The 14,151-nt window shown below is 73.0% G+C and carries 16 protein-coding genes; 6 read left to right on the top strand and 10 right to left on the bottom strand.

Going from position 1 to position 14,151, the window contains the following annotated elements; translation table 11 throughout:
• Positions 1-29 precede the first annotated feature (29 nt).
• Entirely contained in the window at positions 30-344 is a 315-nt protein-coding gene (locus ABCR83_RS20990) for a hypothetical protein (protein WP_462696641.1), read from the bottom strand.
• 272 nt (positions 345-616) lie between these two features.
• Between ABCR83_RS20990 and ABCR83_RS20985 the strand changes: the two genes are divergently transcribed.
• Positions 617-970 carry a YciI family protein gene (locus tag ABCR83_RS20985; RefSeq protein WP_462696640.1) on the top strand — a complete coding sequence of 118 codons (354 nt, stop codon included), beginning with the start codon at positions 617-619 and terminating at the stop codon, positions 968-970.
• Between the two features lie 14 nt (positions 971-984).
• On the opposite strand, the gene def is transcribed toward ABCR83_RS20985, so the two are convergent.
• The 8 genes from def to ABCR83_RS20945 all read right to left on the bottom strand — a co-directional run bounded on the left by def (position 985) and on the right by ABCR83_RS20945 (position 8,661).
• Positions 985-1,614 carry a peptide deformylase gene (def, locus tag ABCR83_RS20980; protein WP_462696639.1) on the bottom strand — a complete coding sequence of 210 codons (630 nt, stop codon included), beginning with the start codon at positions 1,612-1,614 and terminating at the stop codon, positions 985-987.
• Positions 1,615-1,703: 89 nt separating this feature from the next.
• Positions 1,704-2,690: a tetratricopeptide repeat protein gene (locus ABCR83_RS20975; RefSeq protein WP_462696638.1), complete on the bottom strand. Its 987-nt coding sequence runs from the start codon at positions 2,688-2,690 to the stop codon at positions 1,704-1,706.
• Between the two features lie 321 nt (positions 2,691-3,011).
• Positions 3,012-4,226, bottom strand: a complete 1,215-nt coding sequence (locus tag ABCR83_RS20970) for an HD-GYP domain-containing protein (RefSeq protein ID WP_462696637.1) — start codon at positions 4,224-4,226, stop codon at positions 3,012-3,014.
• Entirely contained in the window at positions 4,223-5,674 is a 1,452-nt protein-coding gene (locus tag ABCR83_RS20965; protein ID WP_462696636.1) for an HD-GYP domain-containing protein, read from the bottom strand. The genes ABCR83_RS20970 and ABCR83_RS20965 overlap by 4 nt, the downstream gene beginning before the upstream one ends.
• A 156-nt stretch (positions 5,675-5,830) precedes the next feature.
• Positions 5,831-6,163, bottom strand: a complete 333-nt coding sequence (rsrA, locus tag ABCR83_RS20960) for a mycothiol system anti-sigma-R factor (RefSeq protein WP_462696635.1) — start codon at positions 6,161-6,163, stop codon at positions 5,831-5,833.
• The gene (locus tag ABCR83_RS20955; protein ID WP_462696686.1) at positions 6,160-6,846 is read right to left on the bottom strand and encodes a sigma-70 family RNA polymerase sigma factor; all 687 of its coding nucleotides are present in this window, start codon (positions 6,844-6,846) and stop codon (positions 6,160-6,162) included. The genes rsrA and ABCR83_RS20955 overlap by 4 nt, the downstream gene beginning before the upstream one ends.
• A gap of 249 nt (positions 6,847-7,095) precedes the next feature.
• A complete protein-coding gene (locus ABCR83_RS20950) occupies positions 7,096-7,800 on the bottom strand; it encodes an alpha/beta hydrolase family protein (protein WP_462696634.1) in 705 nt (234 codons plus the stop codon).
• 42 nt (positions 7,801-7,842) lie between these two features.
• Entirely contained in the window at positions 7,843-8,661 is an 819-nt protein-coding gene (locus ABCR83_RS20945) for an SOS response-associated peptidase (RefSeq protein WP_462696633.1), read from the bottom strand.
• A 141-nt stretch (positions 8,662-8,802) separates the two neighbouring features.
• Here ABCR83_RS20945 and ABCR83_RS20940 point away from each other — a divergent pair, with 141 nt between their 5' ends.
• From ABCR83_RS20940 to ABCR83_RS20925, 4 genes are all read left to right on the top strand, one after another.
• A complete protein-coding gene (locus ABCR83_RS20940) occupies positions 8,803-9,567 on the top strand; it encodes a M50 family metallopeptidase (protein WP_462696632.1) in 765 nt (254 codons plus the stop codon).
• Between the two features lie 29 nt (positions 9,568-9,596).
• Positions 9,597-10,973, top strand: coding sequence for a 3-phosphoshikimate 1-carboxyvinyltransferase (aroA, locus tag ABCR83_RS20935; protein ID WP_462696631.1), 1,377 nt, complete (start codon positions 9,597-9,599; stop codon positions 10,971-10,973).
• A 16-nt stretch (positions 10,974-10,989) separates the two neighbouring features.
• The gene (gene rsgA / locus ABCR83_RS20930) at positions 10,990-11,997 is read left to right on the top strand and encodes a ribosome small subunit-dependent GTPase A (protein WP_462696630.1); all 1,008 of its coding nucleotides are present in this window, start codon (positions 10,990-10,992) and stop codon (positions 11,995-11,997) included.
• An 88-nt stretch (positions 11,998-12,085) separates the two neighbouring features.
• The gene (locus tag ABCR83_RS20925) at positions 12,086-12,409 is read left to right on the top strand and encodes a DMT family transporter (protein WP_171167244.1); all 324 of its coding nucleotides are present in this window, start codon (positions 12,086-12,088) and stop codon (positions 12,407-12,409) included.
• Between the two features lie 13 nt (positions 12,410-12,422).
• On the opposite strand, the gene ABCR83_RS20920 is transcribed toward ABCR83_RS20925, so the two are convergent.
• Entirely contained in the window at positions 12,423-13,049 is a 627-nt protein-coding gene (locus ABCR83_RS20920) for a TetR family transcriptional regulator (protein ID WP_462696629.1), read from the bottom strand.
• Positions 13,050-13,253: 204 nt separating this feature from the next.
• On the opposite strand from ABCR83_RS20920, the gene hisN reads away from it, so the two are divergent.
• The gene (hisN, locus tag ABCR83_RS20915) at positions 13,254-14,048 is read left to right on the top strand and encodes a histidinol-phosphatase (RefSeq protein ID WP_462696628.1); all 795 of its coding nucleotides are present in this window, start codon (positions 13,254-13,256) and stop codon (positions 14,046-14,048) included.
• The last annotated feature ends 103 nt before the right edge of the window (positions 14,049-14,151 follow it).

The raw sequence follows: 14,151 nt of genomic DNA, 5'->3' as shown, positions 1-14,151 counted from the left end.
GAATCGGTTCCGGCGGCGGGGCTGCCTGTTCATTCCTCTTCGTCTTCTTCCTCTTCCGAGGGATCCACCGGGGCATGGTTGTAGAGGATGTTCTGCAACTCGATGGCTCTTGTGTGGAGCTTCGTCCACTCCTCGTGGGATCCCATGGGGTGCAAGGTCCCCGATTCCTCTCCCAGGGCCAACAGCCTCTCCAAGCTCCGTCGTGCCGACTCGAGCCGCGAGTCGAGAGAACGCCGCTCGTCCACCAGTTGCTCGGGAAGGGACTTCTTGGTTCCGGCTGCGCTGTCCGACGCTCTCCTTTCGTCCTCCATATCAGCCGCAAGCTGAGGGTCCGAAGCCGCCACGACACTCAGCCAGCCGCAGCTCCCTGAAGAGCCTTCAGGACAGATCCCGACCCCTACGTCACGCCACTACCATGCGGCACGTATGCCAACTACCGTACTGTCGTATCAAATTGAGGCACAAGCAGTTCCTGGAAACCCACTGCCCCTCGGGCGCACTGCCGGTGCTGGTGAAAAACGCGCGACACGTCGTTCCAGAGAGCTTCCGTCCAGCGCGGGGGTGAAGGGTGGGACCGGGCGGTCTCACCCTTCCGCTGCAGGCAAGGAGACGTGTGATGCGAGTGATGATGATCGTCATGGCGACCGAGGAGTCCGAGGCCGGCGTGCTGCCGTCCAAGGAACAGATCGCCGAGATGGGGAAGTACAACGACACCCTGGTGAAGGCCGGAGTGCTGCTGGCGGCCGACGGGCTGCGGGCCTCGTCCCAGGGCGCGCGCGTGGTGTTCGCGGGCGGGACGCCAAGCGTGATCGACGGGCCGTTCCCCGAGACCGAGGACCTGGTGTCCGGCTACTGGATCATCCAGGTCGGGACGATGGACGAGGCCCGGGAGTGGGCCACGCGCATCCCCTTCCGGGACGGGGTCGTCGAACTCCGCCCGGTCTTCGAGCCGTCCGACTTCCCCGCCTGACCGGGACCAGTCCGTCAGTCGTTCTCGACGACCGGGTAGCGCGGGGTGCCCTCTGCCATCTGCTTCAGCGCGTCCTTGCGGTCGCGCTTGGAGAGACGGTCGATGTAGAGGTAGCCGTAGAGGTGGTCGGTCTCGTGCTGGAGGCAGCGAGCGAAGTAGCCCGTGCCCCGCACCGCGACCGGGTTGCCGTGCATGTCCTGGCCCCGCACGACCGCGTAGTCGGGGCGGGCGAGGGAAGCGTAGGCGGTCGGCACCGACAGGCAGCCCTCGTTGGAGTCGTCCAGCACCCGCTGCTCGGCGGGGAGTTCGTCCAGGACCGGGTTGCAGACATGGCCGACATGGCGGACGCCCTCGTCGTCCTGGCAGTCGTAGACAAAGACCTTCCGGTCGACGCCGATCTGGTTGGCGGCCAGGCCCACGCCCTCGGCGGCGCGCTGGCTGGCGAACATGTCGTCGATGAGCTGCGCCAGGCCGGCGTCGAACTCGGTGACGTCCTGACACTCCCTGTGCAGCACCGGGTTGCCGTAGACGGTGATGGGACGGGAGGTGCCGCGCTCCCGGTGCGCGAGCTCGCGCCCTTCGCCGTCCGTCACGTCGTCGATGAACTCGTCGTTCACCGGCTGCTCAGTCTCTTGCTGCGCCATGGCCGCCGTATGCCTCTCTCACAACCCGAAAGCATTATCTTGCCCTGAATCCACTGGGCCCCATACAGGGTAAAGGGACGGCCCGGCGCTCAGCAGACCTCTTCCAGATCGCGCCACTCACGGGTGTCGGGGCTGTCGGCGACCCAGCCGTCCAGCAGCCCTCGCACCAGCCCGGCGGGCGCCGCGATCCCGCACTCGCGCTCGGGCACCCACAGCAGGCCCGAGCCCGCCGTGCGGTGGCCGAGCGGGCCGGGGTGGCCGGGCTCGCTGTGGTCATGGGGGTCCAGGTGCTCGCCGTCGCCCTCGTCGCTGGGCATCCGGCTCTCCGAGCAGGTGCGGCACAGCAGCCGCACCGAGGAGGACCAGTCCTCCGCGGCGAAGCCCGCGTCGGCCGCCAGCCGCTCCAGGGCGTCCCGGTCCGCCTCGGTGGCGGCCTCCAGGAGGACGACCCAGGTGGGCACGGGCGAGGGGGCCCACAGTTCGATCTCGTCGAAGACCGGGTAGGAGGGCCCGGCCGCGGTCACCCGCTCGCCGTGCGGGACGCCGTCGTGCAGCACCACCTCGCCCCAGCGGCGGCCGGAGGAGGGCAGCGGGATGGAGAGCACCTCCATCCGCGCCGGGTCGAGTCTGCGGCCCCAGACGACCTCGGCCTCGCCCTCGGGCGAGAGCCGCACGGCCGCGCTGCCCAGCTCCATGCCGACCGGCTCACCGGCCGGGCTGCCCTCGCCGGGCACCCGCAGCCCATACGCCTGCCAGGCGCGGCGGGCCAGCGGCCAGTCCTGGAGGGCGGTGGCGGCGATGCCCACGTTCCACCAGTCGGGGGCGCCCGCCTCGCGGTCCAGCAGCGCCACGGCCCGCAGGCCGGCGGCGCGGGCCTGCTCCCAGTCGTGCCGGAACTTGTGCAGCAGCGCGAGGTTGAACCACGACTCGGACAGCCAGGGCTCCATGTCCGCGGCGCGCGTCAGCAGCGCGCCGGCGTCCTCGTACCGGCCGTCGCCGATGAGAGTGAAGGCACGGTCGGTGGCCTGCCGCCACGAGGCGGAAGGCCGGTGCCGTACCCTGCCGAAGATCCTCACGATGTTCGCCTGCTGCCTTCTCGACGTCCCGCGTGCACCCACGCCGGATGGCCCAGGTGACCGGTGCCGTCCTCCCTGACGGCGGCCGGCCACGCCTCATCTCTCGCGACCCGGCCCGTGAACCGGGTCGCCGCTGCGGGGAGCGGCACCCACCACGTCTCCTTGCCGACGACGGCGTGCACGACACCCCCCGATCTCGCTTACTCACCATGCTCTTCGTCACTCGCCTTTTACGGCGTCTCTTCGCATCCAACCATGCCCCTTCGGACGCCCGCTCATTACCCGTGGGTTAGTCGTGCTACTCGGGCTTTCCATGGCGGCTCACCGGTCCGGAAGCACCGGCTCACCACGTGCGAGCACCCTCGCGAGCGCCTCCACCACCCGGGGCTCGTGGTCGTGGGCGGTGGCCCGTCGCAGCCGCTCCAGCGCATGCCGCCGCCCGCACGCGCCGGTGCCCGCGAGGTCGTCATAGGCGTCGGCGGTGCGCACGATGCGGGCCACCAGGGGCTGCTCCCGATAGGGGTCCGCCTGGCGCTCCACGGCGTGCGCGACCTCGGCCGGGACCCCGGTCCGGCGCACCACGGCCCCGCCCAGCCGGGCGATGCGCCGCCGGTCCTCGGGGGGCAGCTGCCCGGCGGGCACCGGATCGGGCAGTGAGAGCCGCCCTACGTCATGCATCAGCGCCGCGTACTCGACCATGGTGAGCTCGGCCTCCGACAGGCCGAGCTCCCGGCCGACGGCCCGGCTGAGACCGGCTACGCGCCGCGCGTGACCGGCGGGGGTGCAGCCGGCCAGCTCCGTGGCGCGGGCGAGGGAACCGGCGGTCTGCCGGCAGGTGGCGCGCAGGGCTTCGGAGCGGCCCGCGGTGAGCTGGACGGCCAGCAGCGGCAGACCGCACAGCGGCAGCGCCCAGAGCCCGGCGACGGCGGGCGCCAGCGCCGCCACCACGGCGGTGGCGCAGACGGCCGGGCCGGTGCCGGCCAGCGCGCGCAGTTCCGCGCGCAGCGCCGGGCCGTACCGCTCGTGGGTGCGGGCGTGGTGGAGCGCGGCGGCGAGCACCGCGTCGGACAGCACGGTGAGGGCGAGCAGGAGCAGCAACAGCGGTGCGAGGTACGGGCGGTGGCCGGGTGGGCCGAGGAGCGTGCCGGGGTGGTGCAGCGGGCGGCAGCAGAGCGCGGCGAGGGCGGTGGTGTGCACCCGGCGGGCGAGGTGGTCGGGGGTGGGCGGGCGGCCGATCGTGCCGGCCAGGGTGGCGCCGAGTACCACGGCGACGACCTGGGGGGCACCGTGCGTGGCGGGGTGCCCGCCGGCCTCGCCGAGCAGGGCGTAGCCGAGCGAGCCGGCGGCGGCGAGGGGGGCCTGCTGGTGGGGGGCGGTGCCGGGTGACCCGCGGCGGGCCGCTTCGCCGAGGGCGATCAGCAGGCCGTAGGCGAGGGCGACGGGTGGCTGGGCGAGGCCGTGCCAGGCGGTCCAGGCCAGCGCGAGCAGGGCGCCCGCTCCGGCGGTGGCGTGCACCCGGCGGACCAGGGGGGTCACCGGGGGCCGTCCGGAAGCGCCGGACGGTGATCAGGAGGGACGTTTCGGCGGGCCGGAGCGGCGACTTCGGGCCGCTCCACCGTGGGATGCCACTCATGGCTCCGCTCCTCCGTCCGAAGGAGGGGGGCCGCCAGCCCGAGTACTGCGGGCCGGTCCGGAACGGCCCCTTGCGGGGCAGGCGGAAGGCGCCACGGATCGGGGAAGCGATTCCCCTCCCGGCCGAAGCCGGGGGTTCCGTCGCCGGAAGACTGCCGGCGGTCGAGCGCGCGGGAGAGCGCGGCGACGATCCGGGGGTCGAACTGCGATCCGGCGCAGCGGCGGAGTTCGGCCAGGGCGGCGGACACCGGGCGGGCGCGGCTGTAGCAGCGGGTGGAGGTCATGGCGTCGAAGGCGTCGGCGACCGCCACCACCCGGGCGGACTCCGGGATTTGATGGCCCGCCAGGCCGTCCGGGTAGCCGCTGCCGTCGAGCCGCTCATGGTGGTGGAGGATCGCCGCCCGGGCCTCGCCCAGGAAGCCGATGTCGCGCACCAGCTCATGGCCGTACTCGGGGTGGAGCTGGACCACCCGCCGTTCCTCGGGGGTGAGCGGGCCGTCCTTGCGCAGCAGCCGGGTGGGGACCCCGAGCTTGCCGACGTCGTGCAGGATGCCCGCGAAGCGCAGCACCTCCAGCCGCCTGCCGCCCATGCCCAGCTCCCGGCCGATCAGCACCGAGGCGCGGCCGACGCGTTCGCTGTGGCCGCGGGTGTAGGGGTCCTTGAGGCCGACCGCCTGCACCAGGGCGCGGACCGCGGCCCGGCGGGCGGCGCGTTCGGGCCGGCCGGGGCCCGGGAGCCGGGGGCAGCGGGACAGCGGCAGCAGCACCAGCAGCGCCGCCGCCGGGCCGTACGGGCTCTGCCACAGGACGGCGGTGAGCAGCGCGGTGGGCCCGTACACCAGCGTGGGCACCAGCACTCCGCGCGGGGTGCCGCGCCAGGCCGTGCCCGGCGGGCAGCGTTCGGCGGCGATCCGGATGGCGCCGTCGAGGGCGGCGAGCACCAGGAAGAGCAGCAGGGCCGTGGCGAGCGCGGGCGGCAGCGCACCGGGGAAACCGGTGCCGCCCAGGCGGGCGTGGAGGTGGCCCGCCGCGCTCGCCGCCAGGGCGTGCAGCGCCGCGCGCCACACCCTGCGCAGCCACACCGGGCGCCCGTCGACCCGGCCGGGGAGCGCGCCGGCCGCGGCGACCAGGGCGGCGGCGGACGGTGGCAGCAGGAGGACGCCGGCGAGCAGCGCGGGAGGTGACAGGGAGCAGCGGGGCAGTCGTTCACCGGCCGCGCAGACGCCCGCGAGCAGGGCGACGGTCCCCCAGGGGACCTCGGACGGGGCGAGGGCGGCGGGTGCGGTGCACAGGGCCGCGGCGAGCACGGCGCAGGCGATGCCGCCGCGCGCCGACGCCGGTGGTGCCCCCATGGCGCGTCCTCCCCCGTCCCGTGGCACGGTCCTCGAACGCAGCCGTCCGAGGTGCCCGTCAGGATGGGGAGAATAGGCGTACGGCCGCCGGTCGGCGGCCGCATCCGGGTATTGCGCCGTCCGTTCGGGTGACGTTCCCGGGGCGGGCGGTTTGGATCAGTCCCGGGGGACTCCGCGGGCCTCGGCCTCGGCGGCCCGGGCCTCGGCGATCACGTCCTGTTCGGGGACCGCCTGGCCGGAGCGGATCAGTTCGATCCGGCCCATCACCTTGGACCGGAGGTCGGCCGGCACATCATCATGTCCGCAGCAGCGCTTGACGAGTTTCTTGACCGCGCGCTCCAGGCCGTAGGTCTCCAGGCACGGGGAGCACTCGTCGATGTGCACCTCGAACTTGGCGCAGTCGCCTTCGGGCATCTCGTGGTCGAGGAACTCGTAAAGGTGGTCGAGGACTTCAGAGCAGTCCGTCTCGTGCGGCTCTCCGCAACTCATGAGCCCGAACCTTTCCGATTGTGCGACTCGTCGGAGCCATTCGGCGCGGACGCGGCTCCGGCCGGGACCAGCCCGCGCTCACGGGCGTAGTCCTCCAGCAGTCCGCGCAGTTGGCGCCGGCCCCGGTGGAGCCGGGACATCACCGTGCCGATGGGGGTACCCATGATGTCCGCGATCTCCTTGTACGCAAAGCCCTCGACGTCCGCGAGGTAGACCGCTATGCGGAATTCCTCGGGAATGGCCTGGAGCGCCTCCTTGACATCGGAGTCCGGGAGGTGGTCGAGCGCCTGGGACTCGGCGGAGCGCAGCCCCTGGGACATATGCGACTCGGCGCGTGCGAGCTGCCAGTCCTCGATCTCCTCGGATGCGCTGCGCAGCGGCTCGCGCTGCTTCTTGCGGTACGAGTTGATGAAGGTGTTGGTCAGGATCCGGTAGAGCCACGCCTTGAGGTTCGTGCCGTCACGGAACTGGTGGAAGGACGCGTAGGCCTTGGCATACGTCTCCTGGACCAGGTCCTCCGCGTCCGCGGGGTTGCGGGTCATCCGCAGTGCGGCGGAGTACATCTGGTCGAGGAAGGTCAGCGCGTCACGCTCGAAACGGGCGTTGCGCTCCGCCGTGCTCTCGGCAGGCTGCCGCTCCGGGCTGTCGTTCGTTCCCGCGTCGGTCCCGACGACCGGACCCACCTCCTCCGACTTCCAGGCGAGGTCCGCTGCGGACCCGCTCGATTCGGAGAATAGACGACGATCCGCCCGGCCCGCCGCTCCGGCCATGGCTGCATGGGGCATGCCCATGACCGGCCAGCCGCCGTCGGCCGTCTGCGGGCGGGACAGGCATGCGATCGAACCCATTGCGGGAGTCTCCCGTTCCTTTGTCATGTGCCGGTACGTGACTACGCCTCACACAACACCCGCACCGCGCACGTCATTCCCGCTTCACCGGCATTCCCGCTTCGCCAGCCAGGCCGCGACCGCGCCCGTGAGCACACCCAGGGCCTCCTCCTGGGTGATCTCCGCCCTCCTGGGCACGGCGAAGCCATGGTCGCCGTGCGGCACGGCGACCGGGTCGGTGCCGGGCGGGAACTCCTCGGGACGGCCGAAGGGGTCGCGCGCCCCCTGGACCACCAGGGTGGGCAGGCCGGTGCCGAGCAGTTCGTCCGCCCGGGACTTCTCCGGCCTGCCGTTGGGGTCTCCCCTGCTCGAGCGAAGCCGAGAGCTTGGGGAAGGGTGCAGCGGAAAGCTCAGCGCGAGCACCGCGGCGGCCCCCAGCTCGCCGGCCGTCCGGCAGGCGACCCGGGCGCCCGCGCTGCGGCCACCGGCCACCACCGGCACCCCGGGGGCGGTGAGTGCGGGCCACAGGGCGCGCCAGGCCTCGTCCAGGGCACGCGGTGCGGGGGCCACCTTCCGGCCCGCGACCTTTCCCCAAGCTCTCGGCTTCGCTCGAGCAGGGGAGACCCCAATGGGCTGTTCGACCAGGGCCACGGTGATGCCCAGCGGGGGCAGGGCCGCGGCGAGCGCCCGCAGGTCACGGGCCTCGATGCCGCCGCCCGCGCCATGCCCGAGGGCGAGGACCAGGCGGGGCCGGGTCGCCGGGTGCCAGTGGATGCGGGCTTCCCCGCCGGGGGTCTCTGCTTTCTCCACGATCACCCGGACATCCTGCCTCCCCGGCCCCTCGGACCGCCGTCAGAACAGCGTCGACTCCTCGGGCGCCGCCAGCTCCGTGGTGAGCTCGGGCCCGTTGTTGCGCACATCGCTGACCGCGGTGGCCACCGGGTGGGCCCGCAGCAGACCCGCCGGGAGCGGCTCCAGCAGCGAGCGCAGCTCATCGGGGTCGGTACGGGCCGGATCCAGCCAGGCCGCCCAGCGGTCGGGCGGGAGGATCAGCGGCATCCGCGGATGGATATCGGCCAGCGAACGCGGCCCGCCCTCGTGCTGCTCCCCCGCGAAGGGCTCGGTGTCGGCCTCCGTGGTTATCACCGAGCAGGTCACCCACCAGGCTTCCGGGTGATCGTCCGGCAGCGTACGGTCCCGCCAGAACTCGTACAGCCCGGCCATCGCCAGCACCGAACCGTCGGCCCGGGTGACGAAATAGGGCTGCTTGCGCGGCCGCTTCCGGCGGCCCTGTTCCTCCAGCTCACGCTCCCGCGCCCCGGTGACCCATTCGTAGTAGCCGTCCGCGGGGAGCAGGCAGCGCCGGGCCGTGAAGGCCCGCCGGAAGGACGGCTTCTCCTGGACCGTCTCCACCCGCGCGTTGATCATTCTCGCCGCGCCCTCCGGGGACTTCGCCCACGAGGGCACCAGCCCCCAGCGCAGGGCGCGCAACTGCCGGACGGGGCGCGGGTCTTCGGAGCCCTTGAGCGGACGTTCGAGCACGGCGTGGACGCGCTTGGTGGGGGCCACGTTCCAGTCGGGGGCAAGCGTCTCGGTCGGCTCCCACTTCTCCACCTCGAAGAGCCCGGCCAGATCCTCCGGCCTCCGGCCCGCCGCATACCGCCCGCACATCTCCGACGCCCCTCCGGCTCATCCGCCCGTGCTGCCCCTCCCGACACGGTGCCACACCCCACCCGGGCCCCGGGAACCGTGCCCCCGTCCCGACCGTCCCTCAGCAAGGACGCCCGGACGCGCAAGGAGAGCGGTTCGCACATGGACAGCACCACCGCCACCACCCTGTGGGACCGCGTATTCGGCACGCAGCCCGAACCCTCCCACTGGACGGTGATCGTCACCGGGGTGATCGCGCTGCTGGCCGTCACCCCGCACGGCGTCTGGCGGGTGACCCGCAACGCCGTCACCATCGCCCACGAGGGCGGCCACGCGCTGGTGGCCCTGCTCAGCGGGCGCCGGCTGGACGGTATCCGGCTGCACTCGGACACCTCCGGGCTGACCGTCTCGCGCGGCAAACCCACCGGGCTCGGCATGATCCTGACCGCGGCGGCCGGGTACACCGCGCCCTCACTGCTCGGCTTCGCCGGGGCCGCACTGCTCGCCGCCGGGCACACCACCGCACTGCTGTGGGGCGCGGCCGCGCTGCTCGCCGCAATGCTGGTGATGATCCGCAACGCCTATGGCGTGCTCACGGTGGTGCTCAGCGGGGCAGCGTTCGTCCTGGTCTCCTGGCTGGCGGCCACCGAGGTGCAGGCGCTGTTCGCCTATGGAGTGGTGTGGTTCCTGCTGCTGGGCGGCGTACGCCCGGCCTTCGAGCTGCAGCACAAGCGGCGGCGGGAGTGGGGCGGCGCGTCAGCGCCTCGATCAGGGGTGGCGGTCGGGCGACGGGTGGGCGCGCGGGATTCCGACGCGGACCAGCTGGCCCGGCTGACGGGCATACCACCCACCCTCTGGCTGCTGCTGTTCCATGCCGTCTCGCTGGCCTGTCTGCTGGGCGGCGGCCGCTGGCTGCTCGGAGTGTGACCCGGAAACGAGCCACTAAGGTTGAGGGCATGACCGAGAGCCCCGAGCACACCGACCTCTGGCCCGCCCCGACCGCGACCGGATCCGTCGACGCGACTGTCACCGTGCCCGGCTCGAAGTCGGTCACCAACCGCGGTCTCGTCCTCGCGGCCCTGGCCGCCGAACCCGGCTGGCTGCGCCGCCCGCTGCGCTCCCGCGACACCCTGCTGATGGCCGAGGCGCTGCGCGCGATGGGCGTGGGCATCGAGGAGACCGTGTCCTCCAGCTCCACCGGCGGGGCCGACGGCACCGGCGAGGCCTGGCGGGTGATCCCGGCCCGGCTGTCCGGCCCGGCCACGGTCGACGTCGGCAATGCGGGCACGGTCATGCGCTTCCTGCCCCCGGTCGCCGCGCTCTCCGACGGCCCGGTCCACTTCGACGGCGACCCGCGCAGCCATGAGCGTCCGCTGCACGGCGTGATCGACGCGCTGCGCGTGCTCGGCGCCCGGATCGAGGACAACGACCGCGGCGCGCTGCCGCTGACCGTGCACGGCGCGGGCGCCCTGGACGGCGGGCCGGTGCGGATCGACGCCTCCTCGTCCTCCCAGTTCGTCAGCGCCCTGCTGCTGTCCGGGCCGCGCTTCAACCAGGGCGTGGAGGTGCGGCACACGGGCTCCGCGCTGCCCTCCCTGCCGCACATCCGGATGACGGTGGACATGCTGCGGGCGGCCGGCGCCCAGGTGGACACCCCCGAGTCGGGCGGCGAGCCGGACGTCTGGCGGGTCTCGCCGAGCGCCCTGCTCGGCCGCGACCTGGTGGTGGAGCCGGACCTGTCCAACGCGGCGCCGTTCCTGGCCGCCGCCCTGGTCACCGGCGGCCGGGTCACCATCCCGGACTGGCCCGAGCGCACCACCCAGCCCGGCGACGCGCTGCGCGAGATCTTCACCGCCATGGGCGGATCCTGCGAACTCACCGACGCCGGGCTGACCTTCACCGGCACCGGACGGATCACCGGCATCTCCGCCGACCTGCACGAGGTCGGCGAGCTCACCCCGGTGATCGCCGCCGTCGCCGCGCTCGCCGACTCCGAGTCCGAGCTGCGCGGCATCGCCCATCTGCGGCTGCACGAGACCGACCGGCTGGCCGCCCTCGCCAAGGAGCTCAACGAGCTCGGCGGCGATGTCACCGAGACCGCGGACGGGCTGCGCATCCGCCCCCGCCCGCTGCACGGCGGTGTCTTCCACACCTATGACGACCACCGGCTGGCCACCGCGGCCGCCGTCATCGGCCTCGCCGTCCAGGGCGTGCGGGTGGAGAACGTGGCGACCACCGCCAAGACCCTTCCCGACTTCCCGGAGCTGTGGACCGCCATGCTCGGGAAAATCCTCGGATCCGTCGCGGGGGCGACCACGGTGCCGAGCACCTGAGAGACCTGGACGACCCATGCGCCGCTACGGCAAGCACACCGACGAGGACGACGTCCGCGTCCGCCCCAACCGCAAGGGCAACCGGCCGCGTACCAGCATCCGCCCCAAGCACGAGGACGCCGCCGAGGGCTTCGTCCTCACCGTCGACCGGGGCCGGCTGACCGTCCTGGTCGAGGGCCGGACGATCACCGCGATGAAGGCGCGGGAACTGGGCCGCAAGGGCGTGGTGGTCGGCGACCGGGTCGCGGTGGTGGGCGACCTCAGCGGTGCCAAGGACACCCTCGCCCGGATCGTCCGGGTCGAGGAGCGCCGCTCCGTGCTGCGCAGGACGGCCGACGACACCGACCCCTTCGAACGGGTCGTGGTGGCCAACGCCGACCAGCTGGCGATCGTCACCGCCCTCGCCGACCCCGAGCCGCGCCCCCGGCTGATCGACCGCTGCCTGGTCGCGGCGTATGACGCGGGCCTGGAGCCACTGCTGGTCCTGACGAAGTCGGACCTGGCTCCGGCGGCAGAACTGATGGCGTCCTATGGCGCGCTGGGCGTGCCCCATGTGGTCACCAACCGCCGGGAACTGGCCGACGGCGAGGTGGCCGACCGGGTGCGCGAGCGGCTCAGCGGCCGGATCACCGCATTCGTCGGACACTCCGGGGTGGGCAAGACCACCCTGGTCAACGCCCTCGTCCCGGACCGGCAGCGGGCCACCGGCCGGGTCAACGCCGTCACCGGCCGCGGCCGCCACACCACCACCTCGGCGCTCGCACTGCCCCTGCCGGACGGCTCGGGCTGGGTCATCGACACCCCGGGCGTACGGTCCTTCGGGCTGCACCACATCGACCCCTCGCGGGTCATCCACGCCTTCCCCGACCTGGAGCCCGGCACCGAGGACTGCCCGCGGGCCTGCAGCCACGACGAGCCGGACTGCGCCCTCGACCGGTGGGTGACGGACGGGCACGCCGATCCACAGCGGCTCTACTCACTGCGGCGGCTGCTCGCCACCCGGGAGCGGCGCGAAGGCGATTGATCGCCTACGTTTGCGAATGACCGCCAGCGGCAAGTGCATCAGCACACCCGAGACCGATGGGGCGGTCTACGACACGGGAGGCAAACTGATGGCGTGGCTGCTGGTCGTGGTCGCCGGACTGCTGGAAACCGGTTTCGCCGTCTGTCTCAAGCTCTCACACGGCTTCACCAGACTCTGGCCCACGATCGCCTTCGCCTGCTTCGCGCTCGGCAGCTTCGGCCTGCTGACGCTCTCGCTCAGGAAGCTGGACGTGGGCCCGGCATACGCGGTGTGGACGGGCATCGGAGCGGCCGGAACGGCGATCTACGGCATGGTCTTCCTCGACGACCTGGTCTCCACGCTGAAGCTGGTCTCGATCGCCTTTGTCATCGTCGGCGTGATCGGGCTGCAGCTGTCGGGCTCGGCGCACTGAAACGCGCCCGGCCTCAGCCCGGTTGGTCCAGCAGGGCCCGGACCACCCGGGCGACCTGCCCCGCCGCCTCCGCGTCCGAGGCCACGGGGGCGATCACATAGGACAGGGTCATCCGCACGGCCGCCTCACAGGCCCGCCGTATCGCATCCGGCTCGGTGTCCCCGGCGACCGGCCGCACCGTCCCGGCCGCGCTCCCGCACATGCGATCGAGCAGCGCCTCCGGCGAAGGAGCGCCCCGCATGGCTGCCGGCACCGGCGGCGTGCGCGGCGCGGGCACCGCCGGCACCGCCTGGGCGGGCAGCCGCTCACCTCGGCACCCGGTGAGCGCGGCCCGGACCAGCGGGTTGGTACGGGCCGCGTGCAGGGTCCACACGGCCGCCGCCGCACAGCACTCCCCGGCGTCCGCGCCGCCCTGGGCGGCGGCGTCGGCCAGCGCACGGTCCACCCCGGCGAGGAAGGCGTCCGCCTCGCGCCGTACGAGGGCGCGGGCCAGGCCGTCCTTGCTGCCGAATTCGTTGTAGAGGGTCTGCCGGGAAACCCCGGCCGCGGCCGCGACGTCGACCATCCGGACCCCGTGCCAGGGCCGGTTGCCGAGCGCCTCGAAGGCCGCGTCCAGCAAGAGTTCTCGTGCCGCGGGCATCGTCGCCTCCCCGGCCGTACGGTCCGCACGACAGTTGCCGACCAGTTGCTGCCACAGAATTGACGCGTTGCCAGACGGTGTCAAGAGCCCCGACAGGCCAAGGGGGTGTCCGCGGGAAACCGCTCGGCGCGGCCCGGCCGACACAACCGGCCGGCGGGGTCGCCCGGACCGTCAATGCGGGGAAACACCAGTAATGTTCCAGGCATGTCCGACTACCACGATGATCTGCGGTTGGCCCACGTCCTCGCGGACGCCGCCGACGCGGCCACCATGGACCGGTTCAAGGCCCTCGACCTCAAGGTCGAGACCAAACCGGACATGACCCCGGTGAGCGAGGCGGACAAGGCCGCCGAGGAGCTGATTCGCAGTCAGCTCCAGCGGGCGCGGCCGCGCGACGCCATACTGGGCGAGGAGTTCGGCAGCGAGGGCACCGGCCCGCGCCGCTGGGTCGTCGACCCCATCGACGGCACCAAGAACTACGTTCGCGGGGTGCCGGTGTGGGCGACCCTCATCTCGCTGATGGTGCAGGGCGAGGGCGGATACCAGCCGGTCGTGGGCGTGGTGTCGGCCCCGGCGCTGGGGCGCCGGTGGTGGGCCGCGAAGGACTCCGGCGCCTACACCGGGCGCAGCCTGATGTCGGCCAGCCGGCTGCAGGCCTCGCAGGTGGGGCGCATCGCGGACGCGTCGTTCGCCTACTCCTCGCTCTCCGGCTGGGAGGAGCGCGGGCTGCTGCCGGGCTTCCTGGATCTGACCCGCGACTGCTGGCGCACCCGGGGCTATGGCGACTTCTGGCCGTACATGATGGTCGCCGAGGGCTCGGTGGACATCTGTGCGGAGCCGGAGCTTTCGCTGTGGGACATGGCGGCGAATGTCGTCATCGTCGAGGAGGCCGGGGGCCGGTTCACCGGCCTGGACGGCCGTCCGGGCCCGCACAGCGGCAATGCCGCCGCGTCGAACGGCCTGCTGCACGACGAACTGCTGAACTACCTGCGGATCTGACCGGCCAGGGGCGTGCGGTGGAGGGATCCTTCCGGGGTTCCTCCACCGCACGCCCCTTGTCCTCGTAGCGCCCCCGTGTGAGGATGAAGCCCGCCACGCTTGT

Source organism: Streptomyces xingningensis, from assembly GCF_054957865.1.
This window is presented reverse-complemented; position numbering and strand designations above follow the sequence as displayed.